The sequence below is a fragment of the Collimonas rhizosphaerae genome (assembly GCF_038896935.1).
Classification (GTDB): Bacteria; Pseudomonadota; Gammaproteobacteria; order Burkholderiales; family Burkholderiaceae_D; genus Collimonas; species Collimonas rhizosphaerae.
On the sequence record NZ_JBANDC010000004.1, the window covers coordinates 1 to 21,421 of the forward strand.

Annotated in this window: 18 protein-coding genes; 13 read left to right on the plus strand and 5 right to left on the minus strand. The window is 60.0% G+C overall.

From position 1 onward, the window contains the following. Window positions 1-105 precede the first annotated feature (105 nt). On the minus strand, window positions 106-882 hold the full coding sequence (locus V8G57_RS06335) for an enoyl-CoA hydratase (protein WP_092395050.1): 777 nt from the start codon (window positions 880-882) through the stop codon (window positions 106-108). A gap of 261 nt (window positions 883-1,143) precedes the next feature. On the opposite strand from V8G57_RS06335, the gene V8G57_RS06340 reads away from it, so the two are divergent. Next, complete coding sequence (locus tag V8G57_RS06340) at window positions 1,144-1,581, plus strand: universal stress protein (RefSeq protein ID WP_092395047.1); 438 nt, start codon at window positions 1,144-1,146, stop codon at window positions 1,579-1,581. 38 nt (window positions 1,582-1,619) lie between these two features. Here the strand turns inward: V8G57_RS06340 and mltA are convergent, their stop codons facing one another. After that, complete coding sequence (gene mltA / locus V8G57_RS06345) at window positions 1,620-2,819, minus strand: murein transglycosylase A (protein ID WP_342828645.1); 1,200 nt, start codon at window positions 2,817-2,819, stop codon at window positions 1,620-1,622. Window positions 2,820-2,831: 12 nt separating this feature from the next. Between mltA and V8G57_RS06350 the strand changes: the two genes are divergently transcribed. Beyond that, complete coding sequence (locus tag V8G57_RS06350; protein ID WP_342828646.1) at window positions 2,832-2,975, plus strand: hypothetical protein; 144 nt, start codon at window positions 2,832-2,834, stop codon at window positions 2,973-2,975. A 16-nt stretch (window positions 2,976-2,991) separates the two neighbouring features. Here V8G57_RS06350 and apaG read toward each other — a convergent pair whose 3' ends face one another. Next, complete coding sequence (gene apaG / locus V8G57_RS06355) at window positions 2,992-3,366, minus strand: Co2+/Mg2+ efflux protein ApaG (RefSeq protein ID WP_014004694.1); 375 nt, start codon at window positions 3,364-3,366, stop codon at window positions 2,992-2,994. Between the two features lie 153 nt (window positions 3,367-3,519). Between apaG and rpe the strand changes: the two genes are divergently transcribed. The 3 genes from rpe (at window position 3,520) to trpE (ending at window position 6,602) form a co-directional block, all read left to right on the plus strand. Next, on the plus strand, window positions 3,520-4,185 hold the full coding sequence (rpe, locus tag V8G57_RS06360; RefSeq protein WP_092395041.1) for a ribulose-phosphate 3-epimerase: 666 nt from the start codon (window positions 3,520-3,522) through the stop codon (window positions 4,183-4,185). Continuing rightward, window positions 4,182-4,880, plus strand: coding sequence for a phosphoglycolate phosphatase (locus V8G57_RS06365; protein ID WP_144741802.1), 699 nt, complete (start codon window positions 4,182-4,184; stop codon window positions 4,878-4,880). The genes rpe and V8G57_RS06365 overlap by 4 nt, the downstream gene beginning before the upstream one ends. Window positions 4,881-5,087: 207 nt before the next feature. Beyond that, complete coding sequence (gene trpE, locus V8G57_RS06370) at window positions 5,088-6,602, plus strand: anthranilate synthase component I (protein WP_092395035.1); 1,515 nt, start codon at window positions 5,088-5,090, stop codon at window positions 6,600-6,602. Window positions 6,603-6,653: 51 nt separating this feature from the next. On the opposite strand, the gene V8G57_RS06375 is transcribed toward trpE, so the two are convergent. Then, window positions 6,654-6,854 carry a DUF1059 domain-containing protein gene (locus tag V8G57_RS06375; protein WP_092395118.1) on the minus strand — a complete coding sequence of 67 codons (201 nt, stop codon included), beginning with the start codon at window positions 6,852-6,854 and terminating at the stop codon, window positions 6,654-6,656. A 550-nt stretch (window positions 6,855-7,404) separates the two neighbouring features. Here V8G57_RS06375 and V8G57_RS06380 point away from each other — a divergent pair. From V8G57_RS06380 to trpC, 3 genes are all read left to right on the plus strand, one after another. Further along, window positions 7,405-7,974, plus strand: a complete 570-nt coding sequence (locus V8G57_RS06380) for an aminodeoxychorismate/anthranilate synthase component II (RefSeq protein WP_342828658.1) — start codon at window positions 7,405-7,407, stop codon at window positions 7,972-7,974. A 65-nt stretch (window positions 7,975-8,039) separates the two neighbouring features. Next, window positions 8,040-9,077, plus strand: coding sequence for an anthranilate phosphoribosyltransferase (gene trpD / locus V8G57_RS06385; RefSeq protein ID WP_342828660.1), 1,038 nt, complete (start codon window positions 8,040-8,042; stop codon window positions 9,075-9,077). A gap of 27 nt (window positions 9,078-9,104) precedes the next feature. Further along, window positions 9,105-9,908: an indole-3-glycerol phosphate synthase TrpC gene (trpC, locus tag V8G57_RS06390; RefSeq protein ID WP_342828662.1), complete on the plus strand. Its 804-nt coding sequence runs from the start codon at window positions 9,105-9,107 to the stop codon at window positions 9,906-9,908. Between the two features lie 22 nt (window positions 9,909-9,930). Here trpC and V8G57_RS06395 read toward each other — a convergent pair whose 3' ends face one another. Then, window positions 9,931-10,734 carry a MetQ/NlpA family ABC transporter substrate-binding protein gene (locus V8G57_RS06395; protein WP_342828664.1) on the minus strand — a complete coding sequence of 268 codons (804 nt, stop codon included), beginning with the start codon at window positions 10,732-10,734 and terminating at the stop codon, window positions 9,931-9,933. A 224-nt stretch (window positions 10,735-10,958) separates the two neighbouring features. Here V8G57_RS06395 and V8G57_RS06400 point away from each other — a divergent pair, with 224 nt between their 5' ends. The 5 genes from V8G57_RS06400 to V8G57_RS06420 all read left to right on the plus strand — a co-directional run bounded on the left by V8G57_RS06400 (window position 10,959) and on the right by V8G57_RS06420 (window position 21,359). Continuing rightward, window positions 10,959-12,848 carry a S9 family peptidase gene (locus tag V8G57_RS06400; protein ID WP_425458249.1) on the plus strand — a complete coding sequence of 630 codons (1,890 nt, stop codon included), beginning with the start codon at window positions 10,959-10,961 and terminating at the stop codon, window positions 12,846-12,848. 389 nt (window positions 12,849-13,237) lie between these two features. Continuing rightward, entirely contained in the window at window positions 13,238-14,218 is a 981-nt protein-coding gene (locus tag V8G57_RS06405) for a LacI family DNA-binding transcriptional regulator (RefSeq protein ID WP_092395020.1), read from the plus strand. Window positions 14,219-14,230: 12 nt separating this feature from the next. Then, window positions 14,231-15,451: an AGE family epimerase/isomerase gene (locus V8G57_RS06410; RefSeq protein WP_342828667.1), complete on the plus strand. Its 1,221-nt coding sequence runs from the start codon at window positions 14,231-14,233 to the stop codon at window positions 15,449-15,451. Window positions 15,452-15,707: 256 nt separating this feature from the next. Next, window positions 15,708-18,287 (plus strand): GH92 family glycosyl hydrolase, encoded by a 2,580-nt coding sequence (locus tag V8G57_RS06415; protein ID WP_342828669.1) that lies wholly within the window; start codon window positions 15,708-15,710, stop codon window positions 18,285-18,287. 138 nt (window positions 18,288-18,425) lie between these two features. Beyond that, window positions 18,426-21,359 carry a GH92 family glycosyl hydrolase gene (locus V8G57_RS06420; protein WP_342828671.1) on the plus strand — a complete coding sequence of 978 codons (2,934 nt, stop codon included), beginning with the start codon at window positions 18,426-18,428 and terminating at the stop codon, window positions 21,357-21,359. Window positions 21,360-21,421: the final 62 nt, after the last annotated feature.

Sequence of the window (21,421 nt, forward strand, 5' to 3'; positions counted from 1 at the left end):
TCACAAATCAGCCTCTTTCCTACCTCAGCTGCTTCGTTCATTTCGCGTCGTTCTCAACGGGAGGCGAACTATAGCAAACCATTTCCCCCTATGGCAAGCGATTTGTTAAAGATTTTTAAAAACAGGTAAACGCTTTCCAAGGAACGCCTGCATGCCTTCTTTTTGATCCTCTGTGGCGAAGGTGCTGTGGAACAGGCGGCGCTCATACTGGATGCCTTCCGCCAGGGTGGTTTCGTAGGCGCGATTGACCGATTCCTTGATCATCATGACTGCCGGCAACGACATGGAGGAAATCACGATCGCCGCTTCCAGCGCTTCCTGCAACAGCCTGTCCAGCGGAACCACGCGCGACACCAGGCCCACACGCTCAGCCTCGGTGGCGTCCATCATGCGTGCGGTCAGGCACATATCCATTGCCTTCGATTTCGATACGGCACGCGGCAAGCGCTGGGTGCCGCCGGCGCCGGGGATGATGCCCAGCTTGATTTCCGGCTGGCCGAACTTGGCATTGTCGGCGGCAATGATGAAGTCGCACATCATGGCCAGTTCGCAGCCGCCGCCCAGGGCGAAACCCGCCACGGCGGCAATCACCGGCTTGCGCACGCTGCGGATCGTCTCCCAGTTGCGGGTGATGTAGTCGCCCTTGAACACATCCATGTAACTCAGCCCGGCCATGCCGCCAATGTCGGCGCCGGCGGCAAATGCTTTCTCGCTGCCGGTCAGGACGATGCAGCCGATCTCGGGATCAGCGTCGAATTTCAGCAAAGCTTCGCCCAGCTCGCTCATCAGCTGATCGTTCAGGGCATTCAGAGCCTTGGGACGATTCAGGTGGATGATGCCGACTTTTCCCTGTGTTTCAACCAGAATGTTTTCGTATGTCATTGCAGATCCCATTTATTTACTTGAGTCGAATAAACTTAATTGTAGCGCCGCTATATAAGAGATAGGATGGTTATAGCCAGGATACTTTACAAACAGCCAAGGAATCTTCCTGCTCGCAAACTGTCTATACATTTAAGCAAGGCTGAATCATGGCCAAGTACCAAGCATCTCGGCACCAGGCCTATATATTACCGACACGATTACCGACAAGATCGCTCGATTTTGACCGACACCCCTTTTTCAACCAGAAGGAGGCAAGCCATGTTCAAAACCATTCTTGTACCTACCGACGGCTCTCATTTGTCGGACAAGGCCATCAATACAGCGATTGAATTTGCCAAATTCAGCAGCGGCAAGATCATTGCCCTCTCGGTTGCAGAACCTTATCCGTTCTCGCCGATGGCTGAAAGCACCATGGCCACCGACCCTGGCACCTATGAAGAAAACATGCTGGCGCTAGCCAAGCTCAATGTACAAAAAGTCGCCGACGCCGCCAAGAATGCCGGCGTTCCCTGCGAAATGCTGACGGCCCAAGCCTTCAATCCCGACGAGGAAATCATCAACGCCGCCGAGAAATACCATTGCGATGCGATTTTCATGGCGTCGCACGGGCGCAGCGGCCTGAGCCGGCTGTTCCTGGGCAGCAAAACCCAGCGGGTGCTGGCCCATTCCACGATTCCAGTACTGGTCCTGCGCTAAATCGCCCTCGGCGCCAGCCGGCGCCGAACCCGGTTTCCTTAGCGCGCGGCCGCCAGCTTTGGCAGCAACAGCCACATCATGCCGCGCTGCTTCATCTTGCCGGCCTTGTCGCCGGCCTCGTTGCCGAAGCCCCAGAAGAAGTCGGCCCTCACCGCGCCTTTGATGGCGCCGCCGGTATCCTGCGCCATTACCAGCTGCTGCAGCGGCACATTGTTATTCGGCTGCGTCGTCGCCAGGAATACCGGCGTACCCAGCGGCACGAACTGCGGATCCACCGCGATCGAGCGCAACGGCGTCAGCGGCACGCCTTGCGCGCCTTTCGGCCCCTTGCTCGGATCGACCACTTTTTCTTCTTTGAAGAACACATAGCTAGGATTGGCATTCAGCAGTTCCTGCTGCCGGCCCGGGTTGGCCGCCAGCCAGGCTTTGATCCCCTGCGCCGACGCCTGCGCCAGGGTCAGCTCGCCTTTGTCCACCAGGTAGCGGCCGATCGATTTGTAGGGATAGCCGTTCTGATCGGCATAAGCAACCCGCACGACACTGCTGCCGTCATTCAGCTGGACCCGGCCGGAACCCTGCACCTGCAGGAAAAACGCATCGACAGGATCGTCCACCCACAGGATTTCCTTGCCGGCCAGGGCCCCGGACTTGTCCAGTTCGGCCCGGTTCGGATAAGGCAGCACCTTATTGCCGACCAGGCGGCCGCGCAAGCGCAGGCCCTTCAGTTCGGGATAAATGCTCGCCAGCTCGACCGTCAGCAAATCCTCCGGCGCCCGGTAAATCGGCGTCTGGTAAGGGCCGCCGCGCTTGCGTGATCCTTTCAGCAAAGGTTCGTAATACCCGGTGACCAGCCCATTGTCGCTGCCGTCGGAGTTGATAACCTGATAAGGCGTGAAAAAGGACTCGAAAAACGTCCGTATCGCATTTTCATTGCCGCCATCCAGGCCGGCCGCCACTGCACAAGGTTCTTTCCAGTCGCTTTTACGCGCCTGGGTCGAACATGAGGTCAGGAAAGCAGGCAATGCCTGGCGCAGGTCGTCGCTGCCCCAGCCCGGCAGGGCGGCAAAGGTTACAGCGCGTAAATTGGCGCCGGGCGCGGCGGAAGGCGCGGTCGGCGTGCCCGGCTGGCGCGGCGTTTCCGGCGCGGGTGCGGTGACTGGGGTGGTAGTACAGGCAGCTAGGCTAAGTGCGATGATTAAGGCAGCAGAAGCGGGTAGACTGATACGTTTAAATGGCATTTAGGATTCTTTATGTGGTTAGTGGCTCTCGAAGCGTGTTTCGCTTTCTTGTTATTTGCATTCATTGTCTGGTGGACCATGTTTTCCGGCCGCAAGCCGGACCAGAAGCCGCCCGCCAAACCGCTACCACCAAAAGACGACGGCAAGGACCAATAGTTCAATACGCCATGCGTCAATGCAGGGTGCGCGGCAAGGACAGGATGAACTCCGGAATCCGCGCCTCGAACTGTTCGCCGTCTTCAGCCACGCAGAAATACTCTCCCGTCATCGATCCTTGCGGCGTCGCCATCGAGGTGCCGCTGGTGTACTCGAACTGCTCGCCCGGCTGCAGCAAAGGCTGGTGGCCGACCACGCCCAGGCCGCGCACTTCTTCGACATGGTTGTTGGCGTCGGTGATCACCCAGTGGCGCGAAATCAGCTGGGCAGCGACTTGCCCGGTGTTCTTGATCGTGATCGCATAGGCGAATACATAGTGCGAACTGTCAGGCTGGGACTGCTCTTCCAGGTACTGGGTTTTGACGGAAACGGTAAATTCATAGGCGGCCATGCTGATTTCCTCGATTAATACTGCAGACACCATATATAACTAGCAGGTCATTGCACACGAATTTCCCCCGCGACGCAAGCTGCAAGGAAGCCAGGAGCAAGGCGAAAGGGTAAAATAGCGCTCTTTTTAGCGCCCTTCCCTGGATTGCCCGCCATGCCAACCTATCGTATCGCCCCCAGTATCCTTTCCGCCGATTTTGCCCGCCTGGGCGAAGAAGTACGCAATGTCGTGCGCGACGGCGCCGACATGATCCATTTCGACGTGATGGACAACCATTACGTTCCCAACCTGACCATCGGCCCGCTGGTGCTGGAAGCAATCAGGCCGCATGTGCAGGTGCCGATCGATGTCCACCTGATGGTCAGGCCGGTAGACCGCATCATTCCCGACTTCGCCAAGGCCGGCGCCAACATCATTACTTTCCACCCGGAAGCATCGGACCACGTCGACCGTTCGCTGCAGCTGATACGCGACAACGGCTGCAAGGCCGGCCTGGTGTTCAATCCGGCCACGCCGCTGCATTACCTCGATTACGTCATGGACAAGATCGACATCATCCTGATCATGTCGGTCAACCCGGGTTTCGGCGGCCAGTCGTTCATCCCGGAAGCGCTCAAGAAAATCGCCGAAGCGCGCCAGCGGATCGACGCTTCGGGCCGCGAGATCATGCTGGAGGTGGACGGTGGCATCAAGGTCGACAATATCGCCGCTGCCGCCAAGGCCGGCGCCGACACCTTTGTCGCCGGCTCGGCCATCTTCGGCAAGCCTGACTACAAGGCCGTGATCGACAACATGCGCACCCAGCTGGCAAGCGCATGAACGCGGCAGCGCCAGCAATCGTTGCACTGAAGGGCATCGCCGCCGCCATCATCGACCTCGACGGCACCATGCTGGACACGGCGCCGGATTTCCAGGTCGCCGTCAACCGCATGCGCGCCGAGCTGGACCTGGCGCCGCTGACGCAGCAGACGATCGTCGATTTTGTCGGCAAGGGCAGCGAAAACCTGATCCGGCGCGTACTCGGCGTCGATTATCCGGCGCCCGAAGTAGAGCAACGTTTCAGCGCGGCGCTGGACTCCTACCAAAGCCACTACGCGGTAGTCAACGGCAGTTACGCCACGCTTTACCCAGGCGTGGTGGACGGCTTGCAAGCCATGCGCGACAAAGGCCTGCGGCTGGCCTGTGTCACCAACAAGCCGCTGGCGTTCGCCGAAGCCTTGCTGGAGAAAACCGGCTTGCGCGGTTATTTCGAGGTGGTCTACGGCGGCGATTCCTTCCCGCTGAAAAAACCCGACCCGATGCCGCTGCTGGCGGTGTGCGCCGATTTCCAGCTGCAACCGGCGCAGGTAGTCGCCATCGGCGACTCCAGCAATGACGCCCAGGCGGCCCGCGCCGCCGGCTGTCCTGTGTTTAATGTGCCCTACGGATACAATCACGGCGAGTCTATACAAAATGTCGATTCCGATGGTATAGTCGCTTCACTGCTCGTTGCAGCACAACATATAAGTCACTGACTGCTTTATCAAACCACTCATGTTTCTCGACAAAAAACACTCCGTCTACCTGGCCGCCCCTGAGGCCTGGCTATGGCGACGCTGGCAATCCTGGGCTAACTAAGTCCGTAGATCGCCGCTGCCTGCTGCCCCCGCAGCATTTAAACGCAGGCAACGTTTTTTGTAGTGCACCACCGCTGTTTTACAATAGCGGCCTGGAGAGAAACAATGACCGAACTCGAATTCAAATCGCTGGCCACGCAAGGCTACAACCGCATCCCATTGATCGCAGAAGCTTTTGCCGATCTGGAAACGCCGCTGACGCTGTACCTGAAGCTGGCGCAAACCCAGCAGACCGGCAAGAACACCTTCCTGCTGGAATCGGTAGTCGGCGGCGAACGTTTCGGCCGCTACTCCTTCATCGGCTTGCCGGCCAGCACGCTGTTGCGCAGCTACGGCACACGCATCGAAGTACTCAAGAACGACAAGGTCATCGAAAGCCGCGAAGGCAATCCGCTCGATTTCATCGCTGAATTCCAGTCGCGCTATAAAGTGGCGCTGCGCCCTGGCCTGCCGCGCTTTTGCGGCGGCCTGGCCGGCTACTTCGGCTACGACACGGTGCGCCATATCGAAAAGCGCCTGGCCAATTCGACGCCCAAGGACGATCTCGGCCTGCCCGACATCCAGCTGCTGCTGACGGAAGAGCTGGCGGTGATCGACAACCTGTCCGGCAAGCTGTACCTGATCGTGTATGCCGACCCGACCCAGCCGGAAGCATTCTCCAAAGGCCGCCAGCGCCTGAAAGACTTGCGCAACATGCTGCGCCGCCCGGCCGATGCGCCGGTCACATCGGCGTCGGTACGCACTGAAACCATCCGTGAATTCAAGAAAGAAGATTACCTGAAGGCGGTGGCAAAAGCCCAGGAATACGTCATGGCCGGCGACCTGATGCAGGTCCAGATCGGCCAGCGCATCAAGAAACCGTACGTCGATTCGCCGCTGATGCTGTATCGCGCCCTGCGCTCGCTGAATCCGTCGCCGTACATGTATTTCTACAATTTCGGCGACATGCAGATCGTCGGCGCTTCGCCGGAAATCCTGGTGCGGAACGAACAGACCTCGGCGCCGAAAGCCGACGGCGAAGCCAAGCGCAAAGTCACCATCCGCCCCCTGGCAGGCACTCGTCCGCGCGGCGCCACCCCGGAGCAGGATGCGCAGCTGGCCACCGAATTGCTGGCAGACCCGAAAGAAATCGCCGAACACGTGATGCTGATCGACCTGGCGCGCAACGACATCGGCCGTATCGCCGAAACCGGCAGCGTCAAGGTCACCGACCAGATGGTGATCGAAAAATATTCGCATGTGCAGCACATCGTTTCCAATGTCGAAGGCGAACTCAAGTCCGGCCTGTCCAACCTGGATGTGCTGAAAGCCACCTTCCCGGCCGGCACCCTGTCCGGCGCGCCGAAAGTACGGGCGATGGAAATCATCGACGAACTGGAACTGACCAAGCGCGGCATCTACGGCGGCGCCTGCGGCTACCTGTCATTCGGCGGCGAAATGGATGTCGCCATCGCAATCCGCACCGGCGTCATCAAGGATGGCATGCTGTACGTGCAAGCTGCTGCCGGCATCGTCGCCGATTCGGTGCCTGAAATGGAATGGCAAGAAACTGAAAACAAGGCGCGCGCAGTCCTGCGTGCAGCGGAGCAGGTGCAAGACGGTCTGGATGGAGAAATCTGATCCGGCCATGGCCGGACTGATACCCCATCCCCTGGAGAATGGCTGCTGTCGTCAGATTTTCAGCGGCGGCGTGCCTTCCTTGAATAGCTGCTTGAGCTGGGTATGCAATTCCGGCGTGTCGGTGTGGCCGTGAACGCTTACTGCGTGCTGGACTGCCGCTGCCAGCAATTCGTCGTCGTTATCTGCAGCGATCGCCACTGAACAGTTGGTGTCGCTCTTGTATTCGCGGCAGTCGATGTATTTGCGTGTCATGGTGAACTCCTTCATTGCAGCAATGTGGTTGCGCAAATCCGATGCACACAAACGGCCTGCTGCGAGCTCGCTTGAGAATAAATATTAGGAATCAAGCAGGCGTTTGTCAACGCAGCACCGGCATTTGGTTTGCCCCTTGCCAATATTGGCAATCGACAACCACGGCGGCCCGCTGTGTCCAGGCGCGCTATTTGGATAAAATCGAACCGGTTCGGATATTTCCGTTTATGATCATGATTATTGCCACGCTTTGCCGCCACGACGCTATACTTTGCATCAACGACATGTGCTTGCACTGAGCTTACTTATCTCCATAGATGAATATACCCCGCCTCACTGCCAACTTTATCCCGCTTGCGATTCCGCAGCTGCGATGGCGTCCCTAGACTAAGGTTGGTGGAAAGCCGAAACCACACCGCGCCCTGTCATTCAGGGCTGAGTTTGTGTCGCCCGCAAGATTTTTGTGATTGTGTTGCAGCAACAGGACAACTTGGCAAGCAACCATATCGCGGGCAGAATTCCCAAATAAAATCAATGGGTTGGAACTACTATGCTGCTAATGATCGACAACTACGACTCCTTCACTTATAACCTGGTGCAATACTTCGGTGAACTTGGTGAAGATGTCCGTACCTTCCGCAATGACGAAATCACGCTCGAAGAAATCAATGCGCTGAAACCTGATCGTATCTGCCTGTCGCCAGGCCCCTGCAGTCCGAAGGAAGCCGGGATCTGCGTCGACTTGCTGCAGCAGTTCGCCGGCAAGCTGCCGATACTCGGTGTTTGCCTTGGCCATCAAGCGATCGGCGAAGCGTTCGGCGGCAAAGTAATCCGCGCGCAGCAAGTCATGCATGGCAAGACCTCGCCAATCAACCACACCGGGGTCGGCGTATTCAAGGATCTGCCCAACCCGTTTACGGTGATTCGCTATCATTCGCTGGCCATCGAACGCAACTCGATACCGGACTGCCTGGAAATCACGGCATGGACCGACGACGGAGAAATCATGGGAGTGCGGCACAAAGACTACGATATCGAAGGCGTGCAATTCCATCCGGAATCGATCTTGTCGGAGCATGGCCACGCCTTGCTGCGTAATTTTGTTCACAGAGCTGTTTGAACGCTTAGCGCCGGCGCATCAATAGCAAACAAGGCGCCGTCCTCCTAATCGCTAGCAAGGAAATCATGCCAATCACCGAACAAGAAGCCCTGTTGCGCTGCATCGAGCATCGCGAAATCTTTCACGATGAAATGCTGTCGCTGTTCCGCCGCATCATGAAGGGTGAAATGTCGCCGCTCATGATTGCGGCGCTGACCATGGGCCTGCGCGTCAAAAAAGAAACCATAGGCGAAATCGCCGCAGCGGCGCAGGTCATGCGCGAGTTCGCCACGCCCGTTCCCTGCCGCGACACCGCTAACCTGGTGGATATCGTCGGCACCGGCGGCGACGGTGCGCAAACCTTCAATATCTCGACCGCCTCCATGTTTGTCGCCGCCGCCGCCGGCGCGCGGGTCGCCAAGCATGGCGGCCGCAGCGTATCGTCATCGTCCGGCAGCGCCGATGTGCTGGAATCGCTTGGCGCCATTATCAACCTGACGCCTGCGCAGGTAGCCGAGTCGATAGAACAGACCGGCATCGGTTTCATGTTCGCGCCGAACCACCACGCAGCGATGAAGCATGCAGCGCCGGTACGCAAGGAACTCGGCGTGCGCACCATCTTTAATATCCTTGGCCCCCTGACCAACCCGGCCGGCGCGCCGAATATCCTGATGGGCGTGTTCCATGCCGACCTGGTCGGGATCCAGGTGCGCGTGCTGCAGCGATTGGGCGCGCAGCATGCCATCGTTGTGTGGGGCCGCGACAACATGGATGAAGTCTCGCTGGGCGCCGGCACCATGGTGGGCGAACTGGTGAACGGCGAAATCCGCGAATACGAAATCCATCCGGAAGATTTCGGCATGCAGATGATCGCCAGCCGCAACCTGAAAGTGTCGAACTCGACGGAATCGAAGCAGAAAGTACTGGAAGCGCTGGAAGACCAGCCAGGCCCGGCGCGCGACATCGTCGCCATCAATGCCGGCACTGCGTTGTATGCCGCCGGCGTCGCCAGTTCGATTGCGGACGGGCTGCAGACAGCGCGCGCCGTCATCGCTTCCGGCGCCGCCAAAGCTAAACTCGATCAATTCGTGCAAGCCACGCAAACCATCGCTGCCGCCGGTTGAGGGCAAGCGCAGTAAAGGAAACGCACCATGTCTGACATCTTGAATAAAATCCTGGCGGTCAAAGCCGATGAAATCGCCGCGGCAAAAAAACAGCAAGACTTCGCCAGCCTGCGCCGCGAGGTAGAGTCGGACGCAGAAGCGCGCGCCGCCTTGCGTGGCTACGAAGCCGCCCTGCGCGCAAAAATCGCCGCTGGCCATGCCGGCGTGATTGCCGAAGTCAAGAAAGCTTCGCCGTCCAAAGGCGTGATCCGGGCAGACTTCCATCCGGCCGACATCGCCGTCGACTACGCGACCCATGGCGCAGCCTGCCTGTCGGTGCTCACCGATATCCAGTTTTTCCAGGGTTCGCCCGATTACCTGAAACAGGCGCGCGCCGCATGCAAGCTGCCAGCCCTGCGCAAGGATTTCATGATTGATGCGTATCAGGTATACCAGGCGCGTTCCTGGGGCGCCGATGCGATCCTGCTGATCGTGGCGGCGCTGGACCACGGCTTGATGGCGGAAATGGAAGCTGTCGCCCATGAGCTGGGCATGAGCGTGCTGGTGGAAGTGCACAATGCGGAAGAACTGCAGGCGGCGTTGAAACTGAAAACCGACCTGCTCGGCATCAACAACCGCAACCTGCGCACCTTCGATACCTCGCTGCAAAACACCCTGGACCTGCTGCCGCAGATACCGGCAGACAAGCTGGTGGTCACCGAATCCGGCATCCACACCCGCGACGACGTCAAACGCATGCGCGACGCCGGCGTCAACGCTTTCCTGGTGGGAGAGGCGTTCATGCGCGCGCCGCAGCCTGGTGTCGAGCTAGGCCGCCTGTTCGATAACTGAAACCCGGCGCCAGGCGGCAAGGTCAAAATGCCGGAATCAGGGAACCCTTGAATTCCGTTTCGATAAAACTGCGCACCTGGGCCGACTGGTAGGCTTTGACCAGTTTCTTCACCCACGGCTTATCTTTATCCTCCGCCCGCGTGGCGATCAGGTTGGCGTATGGCCCTTTGGCATCCTCCACCGCAATCGCATCGCGCTGCAATGACAAACCCGCCTTCACCGCGTAATCGTTGTTGACCGAAGCCGCCGCCAGGTCGTCCAGCGAACGCGGCAATTGCGCGGCGTCCAGCTCCACCAGCTTCAATTTCTTGGGATTCGAGACCACGTCCAGCGGCGTCGCGTTGACGCCGTTTTCGCCGACGCCCGCTTTCAGCTTGATCAAACCCGCCTTTTTCAGCAGCAGCAAGGCCCGGTTGCCGTTCGACGGATCGTTCTGGATGCCTATGCTGGCGCCCTGCGGCAGCTGGTCGACATGCTTGTATTTCTTTGAATAGATGCCCAGCGGCGCCGTGATGGTCAAGGCCACCGGCACGATCTTGTAGCCCCTGGCCTTGATCTGGCTGTCGAGGAAAGGCTTGTGCTGGAATGCATTGGCGTCCAGGTCGCCGGCGGCCAGCGCCTCATTCGGCTGCAGGTAATCGCTGAAGGTAATCACCTGGATATCCAGGCCCTCTTGCGCCGCCACTTTCTTCACCACTTCAAAAGTCTGCTCGGCATTGCCGACCGAGACGCCGACCTTGATCCTGGTTTTGTCCTGCGCATGGGCGGTGGCGATGCTGGCTGCCAGCAGTAAAACCGGCAAGGTCTTGAGGATGAGGCGATGCATTTTTTCTCCGGGACGAATATGTTGGCCAAGATGCTGGCGATAAAACACGATATTCACACAAGCCCCGGCAAGCGCTAACGAACGATTTCGCATGTCGATATGTCTCAAGTAAAGCCTGATTGAGATTCATTTCCATTTTATCCATATAATAAGTTGTCAGCCGGACGATCCCGGCGCGACGCGACGACAACTTGAAGTATTTTTGGAGGTTTTTGATGCGCACTATCTATCATGTGGTCACCGCAACATGTTTCAGCTTGTCGATGCTGGGCGGCGATGCCTTGGCGGCTAGCCCGCTCAAGCAATATTCGGTGCGCGACTTCTTCCGCAACCCGGAGCAAAGCGGTTTCCAGATTTCCCCCAACGGCAGATACATCAGCTTCATGCAACCCTGGAAGGGCCGCATGAACATCTTTGTCAGGACCGTCGGTTCAGACGCCGCGCCGCTGCGCATCACCTCCGAGGATGCACGCGACATCAGCGGCTACTTCTGGAAAGGCGACGACCACATCCTGTTCGCCAAGGACTTCGGCGGCGATGAGAATTTCCACGTGGTGTCGGTGGGCCGCGACGGCAAGGGCCTGAAAGACCTGACGCCCTACCCCAAGGTCAGGGCCCAGATCGTCGACGACCTGGAAGACAACAAGGATGAAATCCTGGTCAGCCATAACAAGCGCGATCCCGAAGTGTTCGATGTCTACCGCGTCAACGTCAAGAGCGGCGCCGAAAAACTGGTGGCCAAAAATCCCGGCAACATCCAGGGCTGGATCACCGACCACGACGGCAAGGTAAGGGCCGCCACCACGTCCGACGGCGTCAACACCAGCCTGCTGTATCGCGCCACCGAAAGCGCGCCGTTCAAGACCGTGCTGACGACCTCGTTCAAGGATTCGGTCGACCCGCTGTTCTTCACCTTCGACAACAAGAAACTGTATGTATCGTCCAACCTAGGCCGCGATAAAAAAGCGATCGTGATCCTCGATCCCGAAACTGCCAAGGAAGAAGAGCTGCTGTATGAAAATCCCGAGGTCGACGTCGAAGGCCTGGCTTACTCCAGGAAACGCAAGGTGCTCACCGAGATCAGCTACACCACCTGGAAAACCCAGTACAAATTCCTCGATGCGCAAAGCGAAGCCCTGCATAAAACCCTGCAGGAAAAACTGCCGGGCTACGAAGTCATCACGCAGTCCCACACCAAGGACGAGTCGACCTGGATCGTGGCTGCCTACAATGACCGCACCCAAGGCAGCCGCTACCTGTTCGACAGCAAGAGCGGCGCGCTGACCAAGCTGGCCGAGATCAATCCCGCCATCGCCGAACAGGACATGGCGGAAATGAAGCCGGTGCAATACAAGGCGCGCGACGGCCTGCTGATCAACGGCTACCTTACCCTGCCGCTGGGCAAAGACCCGAAGAACCTGCCGGTGATCGTCAATCCGCACGGCGGCCCGTGGGTGCGCGATGTCTGGGGCTACAACCCGGAAGTGCAGCTGCTGGCCAACCGCGGCTACGCCGTGCTGCAGATGAACTACCGCGGCTCGACCGGCTATGGCCGCCAGTTCTGGGAAGCCTCGTTCAAGCAATGGGGCAAGACCATGCAGGACGACATCACCGACAGCGTGCAATGGCTGGTCAAGCAAGGCATCGCCGATCCGAAGCGGGTGGCGATCTACGGCGGCTCCTACGGCGGTTATGCGACGCTGGCCGGGGTCGCCTTCACGCCTGACCTGTACGCGGCGGCAGTCGACTATGTCGGCGTCTCCAACATGTTCACCTTCATGAAGACCATCCCGCCGTACTGGAAACCCTTCCTCGACCAGATGTACGAGATGGTCGGCGATCCGGTCAAGGACAAGGAGCTGCTGACGGCGGTCTCGCCGGCCCTGCATACCGACCGCATCAAGACGCCGCTGTTCGTGGCGCAGGGCGCCAACGATCCGCGCGTCAACAAGGCCGAGTCGGACCAGATCGTCGAAAACCTGCGCAAGCGCGGCGTGCCGGTCGAATACATGGTGAAGGACAACGAGGGCCACGGCTTCCACAATGAAGAAAACCGCTTCGATTTTTATACGGCGATGGAAGGATTCCTGTCCAAGCATTTGACGCCGCAATAAAAGCCGGTTGCCGGAGCATGGCGGACGGCCGGAAACGGTGGTCCGCCATTTTTATTTCCGGCGCCGGCGAATGAGGCCTGGCAAATCCTGCGCACGGAAAAAATATCCTTCTGCCCGGCTTTCGATACTGTTTCTCCACAAATCCGCATGACGGGCTGTTTAAGAAACAAATTTTTAGTATGTTTAATAAACAAATAAATCCATTTTACAATCAATAAATCCTTATATAACAATGTGTTATGTGAATTTATTTTTCGTAATAATTGTAAATTTAAGTTTTTTACTATACATTACCACTCAACTAAAACAATCCTGGGCGGCAACAACCGCCGCCGCAGACCGCGGCGTCTACCCAGGACAATGCATGCCACGGCTTGCAGGAAGAGATCATGAGACCAACGATTCGGGATATCGCATCCGCAGCGAACGTATCCATAGGCACCGTATCGCGCGCCTTGAAAAAACAGCCCGGCCTGACCGAACAGACGCGCATCCATGTACAAAAGATCGCCAGCCAGCTGGGCTATAACGAATCCAACCTGCGCCAGGGGAAAATCCGGCGCCTGACTTTCCTGCTGCATCGCCAGCACAACAATTTTGTCGCCAGCCCTTTTTTTTCGCATGTGCTGCACGGCGTGGAAACCGCCTGCCGCGAACGCAGCATCGTGCCCACCGTATTATCGATCGGCCCGGCCGACAACGTGATGGAACAGATCCGCCTGCACGAACCCGATGCGCTGGCGGTGGCCGGCTTCATGGAGCCGGAGGTGCTGGAACTGCTTACCCAGACTGGCAAGCCGGTGGTGCTGATCGATTTGTGGGCGCCCGGTTTCCGCTCCATCAATTCAGACAACCTGGGCGGCGCCCTGGCCGCTACCCGCCACTTGATCGCGCTTGGCCGCAAACGGCTAGCCTTCATCAGCGGCCCGCTGTCGCACTACAGTATTGCGCAGCGCGCGCTGGGGTACCGCCAGGCGCTGTTCGAGGCCGGCCGCCTGTTCGATCCGCGCCTGGAAGTCACCTTGCTGCCCGGCCCGGAACTCCACCTGCATGCCGCCGCCGCAATGCAAAGCCTGCTGCAATCCGATTCTCCGCCTGACGCCGTGTTCTGCTACAACGACGCCACCGCGCTGGCCGTCATGAGCGTATGCCAGGCGCGCGGCCTGCGGATTCCCGAAGATATCGCGATTGTCGGCTTTGATAATATCGACGCCGCCACCAGCGCCACCCCGCCGCTGACCACGCTGGCGGTGGACAAGGAAGCCCTGGGCAAACTGGGCATCAAGCTGCTGCTGGAAGACACGCTCGTACAACCTGAAGTGATGCTGCCGGTGGAGCTGATCCAGCGCGCCAGCACGCTGGGCAACTGATCCGCTACCGCCATGAACATGCTTGAACCGACCGCAATGCCTAAAGCCGAATTCCGCAATCCCGCTTTCCTGTTGCAGCACATCCGCGACACCATGCGTTTCTATCATCCGGCGGCGCTCGATCCCTCTGGCGGCTTCTATCATTTCTTCAAGGACGACGGCAGCATCTACGACAGCGAAACCCGGCACCTGGTCAGCAGCACCCGCTTCATCTTCAACTACGCCATGGCCTATCGCCGGTTCGGCGATGCCGCTTACCTGGATGCGCTGAAGCACGGGCTGGCGTTCCTGCGCGAAGTGCACTGGGATCCGCTGCACAAGGGCTACGACTGGACACTTTCATGGAAAGACGGCCGCAAGCAGGTGCTGGATCCGACCCGCCACTGCTACGGCCTGGCGTTCGTCATGCTGGCTTACGCACATGCCTTGATGGCCGGCGTCGCAAGCGCAAAGGAAGACCTGCACCAGACCTACGATTTGCTCGAACAGCATTTTTGGGAAGCCGGCGCCGGCCTGTATGCCGACGAGGCCAGCGCCGACTGGCAGCTGCAAAGCTATCGCGGCCAGAACGCCAACATGCACATGACCGAGGCGCTGCTGGCAGCCTATGAAGCCAGCGGCGATGCGAAATTCCTGGATCGCGCGGAAACCGTGGCGCGCAATATCACCCTGCGCCAGGCCGCGCTCAGCAACGACCTGATCTGGGAACATTACCACCAGGACTGGACCCCGGACTGGAACTACAACAAGGAAGACAGCAGCAACATTTTCCGCCCGTGGGGCTTCCAGCCCGGCCATCACACCGAATGGGCCAAGCTGCTGCTGATCCTGGAACGGCACCGGCCGCAAGACTGGTTGCTGCCGCGCGCCATCGAACTGTTCGACGCCGGCCTCGACGCCGCCTGGGACATCGATTGCGGCGGCATCTACTACGGCTTCGCGCCGGACGGCGTGATCTGCGACCAGGACAAGTATTTCTGGGTCCAGGCAGAAAGCTTCGCCGCTGCCGCCCTGCTCGCCAAACGCACCGGCAAGAACCGTTTCTGGGACTGGTACGAACATATCTGGCAGTACAGCTGGCAACACTTCGTCGATCACCAGTATGGCGCCTGGTACCGCATCCTGACGCGCGACAACCGCAAGTATGGCGACGAAAAAAGCCCAGCCGGCAAGACCGACTATCACACCATGGGCGCTTGTTATGAAGTGCTGGGCGCCTTGTCCGAACCATGAATCTGTAGCAGCACACGCGGCGCAAACGCCGCGTCCCCGGAGGAAACCGAACTACCGCCGACCTTGAATCCGTCGATCCTGTCGACAGCATTTTTCTCTTGAACATCTCTTGATACGCGGCGCTATCCAGGCGCCGCGCCGGGCCGGCTCACGCCCGGATTCTGGCAATGCCGGCTTTACCGGCAACCGCATTTTGTAGCAGGCAGGTGTATCCGATTGCCCGGTCCGAACCGGGCGGCGATTATAAGGAGGAACAATGAACAAGCAATCATGCAGGAATCTTGCAATTGGCATGGCCGCCGCAATGCTGTTCGGCTGCAGCGACGGCTCAAGCGGCTTGCCGGGCAGCGGCGGCGCGGCAGGAACTGCCGGCGTGGCCGGCGCAACCGGTGCGGCAGGCGCTCCCGGCCAGCCCGGTGCAACAGGCGCGAGCGGCCTGGCCGGCCCGGCGGCAACCACGCCCGTAACGGTCGACGCCAACCAGATCAAGCCGCTGCCCGAGCTGGCGCTGACGCAATACGTCAAGCCTTTCCTAGGCACCCGGCAGCAGCCGGGCGGCACCCATCCCGGCAACACCAGTCCCGCGGCCACCCTGCCGTTCGGCATGGTGTCGTTCGGACCGGATACCGATATCGATCATCAATACTATTCCAGCGGGTCGGGCTACAACTACGACAGCACGATGATCAATTATTTCAGCATGACGCGCATCAGCGGCCCCGGCTGCCGCAGCGGCGGCACCCTGCCGATCATGCCGACCATGCTGACCACCCAGCTCACCAGCAACAGCAACCTGGTCATGCGCCAAAGCAGCAGCACTTTCGACCACAAGAACGAACAGGCCGTGCCCGGTTATTACAAAGTGCAGGCCGACGACGGCATCGTGACCGAGCTGACCGCCACTGCCCGCAGCGGCATGGCGCGCTTCACCTACCCCGACAAGAGCAAGGCGATCCTGGTGGTCGACGCCACCCAGACCAATTCCATGAGCGGCATCAACGCCCAGATCTGGCAAGACCCGGCCGACCCCAACGGCTTCTATGGCAAGACCAGCAACAAGTTCAACTGCGGCGGCGGCTACGATGCCTATTTCTACCTGCAGGCCGGATCGGCTTACGCCCAGGCGCCGCGCTTCATCAACAACAACGGCACGCTGATCCTGAATTTCGACCTGTCGCAATCGGCCGCCAGCAGCGCCGTGGTCAAGATCGGACTGTCGTACGTCAGTCCGGCCAATGCGCGCCTCAACCTGAAAAAGGAAAATCCCGGCTTTGATTTCGACGCCATTGCGAAAAAAGCCGGCGCCGAATGGAACACCCGGCTCAATACGATCCAGGTCGATGCCGCCGGCGCCAGCGCCGACGCCCTCCAGCAATTCTATACGGCGTTTTATCACGTCATGTCCGGTCCTACCCTGTTCAGCGATGTCGACGGCAGCTACATCGGCATGGACAAGCAGCGCCACCAGACCGACACTTACAAGGACAAGGACGGCAAGCTGGTGCGCCGCAACCACTACACCACCTTCTCGATCTGGGACACCTACCGTTCGCTGGGTGCGATGCATGCCTGGCTGTTCCGCGATCAGGCTGCCGACATGGCGCAATCGCTGGTGAACGACGCGGCGCAATGCGGCGCGTTCCCGCACTGGGCCGACGCCAATGTCGACGATGTGCCGATGGAAGGCGACCATGCGCCGATGCTGCTGGCCAGCCTGCAGGCTTTCGGCGCAACCCGCTTCGACAGCGCCGCCGCCCTGGGCTACCTGAAACGCTCGGCCTTCGCCCCCACTGCCGACTCGCCGCAATGGCCGGCCTGCAACGGCAACCCTGCCTTCGGCCGGAACGTGGCTGGCAGCGCGCAAGGCAACATGCCGGATTACCTGAAACTCGGTTACGTCGCTGAAGGCAGCGACGCCAGCGGCATCCATACCGGCTCCATCACCATCGAAGGCGCCAGCCGCGATTTCGCCATCGGCCGCTTCATCAGCAACCTCGATCCGGCCACCGTCAGCGCCGACGACAAGAAGATCGCCGGCACGCTGCTGCTGCGCGGCGAGAACTGGAAAAACCTGTTCAAGCCGGATACCAAGGTGATGGCGGTCAAGGACCTTGCCGGCAACTGGGCTTCGCCTTCGCAGGATGACGGCTACCATGAGGGCACGGCGGCCCAATACCTGTGGGCCATCCCGCACGACCTGGGCAAGATCGTCGCCGCCTTGGGCGGCAACGCTGCTGCCGTGGCGCGGCTCGACACCCTGTTTTCCGTCAGCACCACATCAGCGGCGGCAAAAAAAACGCCGGCCGGGCTGGCGCTCGATCCAAGCCGGCTGAACGGCGGCGAAAACTCGAACGACTTCTACATGGGCAATGAACCCGGCTTCGCCGCGCCGTGGGCCTATAACTGGAGCGGCACGCCATCGCGCACGCAGTTCGTGCTGCCGCAGATCATGGCCGCCACCTTCTCCAGCAAACCGCAAGGCTTGCCCGGCAACGACGATGTCGGTGCCACCTCGGGCTGGTATGTGTGGGCTTCGCTGGGGCTATATCCGATGATTCCCGGCGTACCCGGGCTGACCATGGCGACGCCGCAGTTCGGCAGCGTCACCATCCAGCTGGCCGACGGCAAACGGCTGCTCATCAAGCGCGACAAGAATGCCGCTTTTGTCAAAAGCCTCAAGGTGAACGGCAAGGACTGGAACAGCACCTGGCTGCCACTGAACCAGGTGCAGTCCGGCGGCACGCTGGATTTCAGCACCGCCGACACCCCCACCGCATGGGGCCAGGCCAGTACGCCGCCATCCGGCGCCGGCGGCAATTTCTCGCAGACTCCCTGATCCATATTGAACAGCGCGGACCGCTCCCAGGCGGTCCGCCGGCGTTCGCCCGCTGCTGGCGCGGGCGCCTGCGCCTTTGTTCAAACATGCCAGCACTATCCAGAAACTTGGACTTTCAAAAAAACCATTGGAGGAACAATGAATCTGCACTTGAAGAAAAACGTTACCATCGGTCTTGCCGCTGGCCTGCTGTTTGGCTGCGGCGGCGGCTCCGATTCATCGCCGGTAGACGCCAGCGGCAAGCAAGCAGCCGCTGCCCTTGCGGGAGCGCCGCAGCCAGGCAGCGACGCCGCCGGCAAAAAAAACCTGACCCGGTATGTGAATCCATTCGTCGGCACCGCCGATTCATCGAAACCAGCCACCGACCCGGTGCCGGCCGGCGCCCGAGGCGGCACCTTCCCCGGCGCCACGACGCCGTTCGGCATGGTGCAATGGACGCCGATGACACCCAGCAACGGCGGCCAGAACCATCCGGTCGGCTACATCTACAAGGAAAAAACCATCACCGGCTTTCCGCTGACGCAAATGAGCGGCTCCGGCTGCGACGGCAATGAAGGCGAACTGCCGGTCATGCCGACCTTCGACACCAGCGCAGTCGGCGTCAACGCCAAGGAAAACTTCGATCACAAGAATGAAACGGCGCGTCCCGGCTATTACCAGGTGACCCTCAACGACGGCATCAACACTGAACTGACCGCTACTACCAGGACCGGTTTCGGCCGCTTTACCTTCCCGGCAAAATCGGCCATAGCCAGCGCCAACAAGACGCCTTACCTGGTGTTCGACGCCACCCGCACCAACACCATCGCCGCCACCACCGGCGTGATCAAGACTGAAGGCAAGGACGCGCTGTCCGGCTCCACCGTCGGCGGCAAGTTTTGCGGCGCCCGCACTTACACGCTGTATTTCTACGCCAAGTTCGACCGCAACATCAGCGCCGCCATCAGCAACGGCAAGGCCAACGTCAGCTTCGACGCCAGCACCAGCCCGGCCGTGCTGATGAAGATCGGCCTGTCGTATGTCAGCAGCGACAATGCGCGCAAGAACCTGGAACAGGAAAACCCGAACTGGGATTTCAACGCCGTGCACGATGCCGCCGCCGACGCCTGGAACACCCGCCTCAATACGATCCAGGTGAGCGGCGGCAGCGATACCGAAAAGCGCAAGTTCTACACCGCGCTTTACCACTCGCTACTGTCGCCCAACACCAGCAACGACGTCACCGGCGACTACATCGGCTTCGACCAGAAAATGCATCAGGTCGCGGCCGGCCGCACCCAGTACGTCAACTATTCCAACTGGGATGTGTACCGCAGCCTGATTCCCTTGACCAGCATGCTGTTTCCCAAGGAAACCAGCGACATGATGCAATCGCTGGTGAACGACGCCGACCAGTGCGGCGCCATCCCGCGCTGGGCGCCGATCAATGTCGACGCCGGCATCATGCCGGGCGATTCGGGGGTGCCGACCATCATGGGCGGTTATGCCTTCGGCGCCACCAGCTTCGACGCCAGGAAAGCGCTGGACTACATGACCCTGGTCGGCAACAAGGCCGACGTGCAATGTACCGGCGACCATGTCAGGGACAGCACCGACAGGATGAACGACTACCTGGTGCACGGTTACGCCGGCATGGACAACGGCTGGTGGGCCGGCTCGCTGACGTTCGAATTCGGCACCGCCGACTTCGCTACTTCGCAGCTGGCCAAGGCCCTCGGCGACAACATGAATTACCAACTGTTCCTGAGCCGCTCCGCCAACTGGAAGAACCAGTTCAACCCGGCCCAGAAGCAATTGCTGCCGCGTTACCGCAATGGTTCCTGGATGCTCAATCCGCAGCCCAATGCCGACATGGTGGAAGGCAACGCCGAGCAATACACCTGGATGTCAGCCTACGATGCGCGCGGACTGTTCGGCCTGGTCGGCGGCAACGACGCCGCCATCAAGCGGCTGGACGCCTTCTTCCAGGATCTCAACGCCGGCATGAACAAACCCAATTTCTACATGGGCAATGAGCCGAGCTTCGCCACGCCGTGGCTGTACAACTGGACCGGCGCCCCATGGCGCACCCAGAAAGTGGTGCGCGATGTCGCCAACACCGTGTTCTCCGACGATCCGGGCGGCTTGCCCGGCAACGACGACCTGGGCGCGGTCTCGTCCTGGTATGTGTGGGCGGCGCTCGGCCTGTATCCGGAAATCCAGGCGGTAAGCGGCCTGACCATCGGCAGCCCGATGTTCGACAAGGTGGTGATCCGCTGGGCCGACGGCGCCAAGAAGCTGGTGATCAACGCCAGCGGCGCCGCCGCCAACTCGCCGTACATCCAGAGCCTGGCGCTGAACGGCCAGGCGCTCGACATGCCGTGGCTGTGGCTGAAAGACCTGAAGGACAGCGCAACGCTGGACTTCTCTCTGGCAGCGAGCCAGTCGCAATGGGGCAAGGATTCGTCGGCCAAGATGCCATCGTTCGGGCTCGACGGCTTCAGCACCCTGGCCGATGCGTTGAACAACCGCGGCATAGGCAGCGACGGCCAGCAGACGGTGCGCGGCCTGGAGGGTTATACCTACGACATGGGAGGCTGGAGCTATTCCTCGCAAGCGCTGGCGACGGCAGGCGCAACGCCTGGCGCCAGCTTCAGTTTCAACGGCGTCACGTTCACCTGGCCGGAGGGCAAGTCGGGCTTGGATAACATGGTCACCCAGGGCCAGGTGATCACGTTCGCCAAACCGCAGGCGGCAGATACGCTGGCCCTGCTCGGCAGTGCGACCAATGCCTCGGCCGCGCCTGCCGGCAAGCTGGTCGTTACCTATACCGACAACACCCAGGCCAGCTTCGATTTGCGTTTTGACGACTGGACCCTGGGCGGAGGCTCCGGCAAGGTCGGCAGCTACAACAAGATCGCCCTGACCAGCGCCCACCGGATCGACCAGAACGGCAATGCCGACACCACCAAAGCCTATGTCTTCTACTGGGATGCGCAGCTCGACAAGAAGCGCGCGGTCAAGAGCATCACCTTGCCGTACCAGACCGACAACGGCGCCTTGATGCATGTGTTCGCCATGACCTTGAAATAAACCAAGGACGCTGCGGCCGGCTGAACGCAGGCCGCAGCGCGCGATCCAGTCACGCCGGCGAG

Coding starts and splice junctions, on each gene's coding strand:
- V8G57_RS06335 (WP_092395050.1), bottom strand. CDS start 882: ATGACATACGAAAACATTCTGGTTGAAACACAGGGAAAAGTCGGCATC.
- V8G57_RS06340 (WP_092395047.1), top strand. CDS start 1,144: ATGTTCAAAACCATTCTTGTACCTACCGACGGCTCTCATTTGTCGGAC.
- mltA (WP_342828645.1), bottom strand. CDS start 2,819: ATGCCATTTAAACGTATCAGTCTACCCGCTTCTGCTGCCTTAATCATC.
- V8G57_RS06350 (WP_342828646.1), top strand. CDS start 2,832: ATGTGGTTAGTGGCTCTCGAAGCGTGTTTCGCTTTCTTGTTATTTGCA.
- apaG (WP_014004694.1), bottom strand. CDS start 3,366: ATGGCCGCCTATGAATTTACCGTTTCCGTCAAAACCCAGTACCTGGAA.
- rpe (WP_092395041.1), top strand. CDS start 3,520: ATGCCAACCTATCGTATCGCCCCCAGTATCCTTTCCGCCGATTTTGCC.
- V8G57_RS06365 (WP_144741802.1), top strand. CDS start 4,182: ATGAACGCGGCAGCGCCAGCAATCGTTGCACTGAAGGGCATCGCCGCC.
- trpE (WP_092395035.1), top strand. CDS start 5,088: ATGACCGAACTCGAATTCAAATCGCTGGCCACGCAAGGCTACAACCGC.
- V8G57_RS06375 (WP_092395118.1), bottom strand. CDS start 6,854: ATGACACGCAAATACATCGACTGCCGCGAATACAAGAGCGACACCAAC.
- V8G57_RS06380 (WP_342828658.1), top strand. CDS start 7,405: ATGCTGCTAATGATCGACAACTACGACTCCTTCACTTATAACCTGGTG.
- trpD (WP_342828660.1), top strand. CDS start 8,040: ATGCCAATCACCGAACAAGAAGCCCTGTTGCGCTGCATCGAGCATCGC.
- trpC (WP_342828662.1), top strand. CDS start 9,105: ATGTCTGACATCTTGAATAAAATCCTGGCGGTCAAAGCCGATGAAATC.
- V8G57_RS06395 (WP_342828664.1), bottom strand. CDS start 10,734: ATGCATCGCCTCATCCTCAAGACCTTGCCGGTTTTACTGCTGGCAGCC.
- V8G57_RS06405 (WP_092395020.1), top strand. CDS start 13,238: ATGAGACCAACGATTCGGGATATCGCATCCGCAGCGAACGTATCCATA.
- V8G57_RS06410 (WP_342828667.1), top strand. CDS start 14,231: ATGAACATGCTTGAACCGACCGCAATGCCTAAAGCCGAATTCCGCAAT.
- V8G57_RS06415 (WP_342828669.1), top strand. CDS start 15,708: ATGAACAAGCAATCATGCAGGAATCTTGCAATTGGCATGGCCGCCGCA.
- V8G57_RS06420 (WP_342828671.1), top strand. CDS start 18,426: ATGAATCTGCACTTGAAGAAAAACGTTACCATCGGTCTTGCCGCTGGC.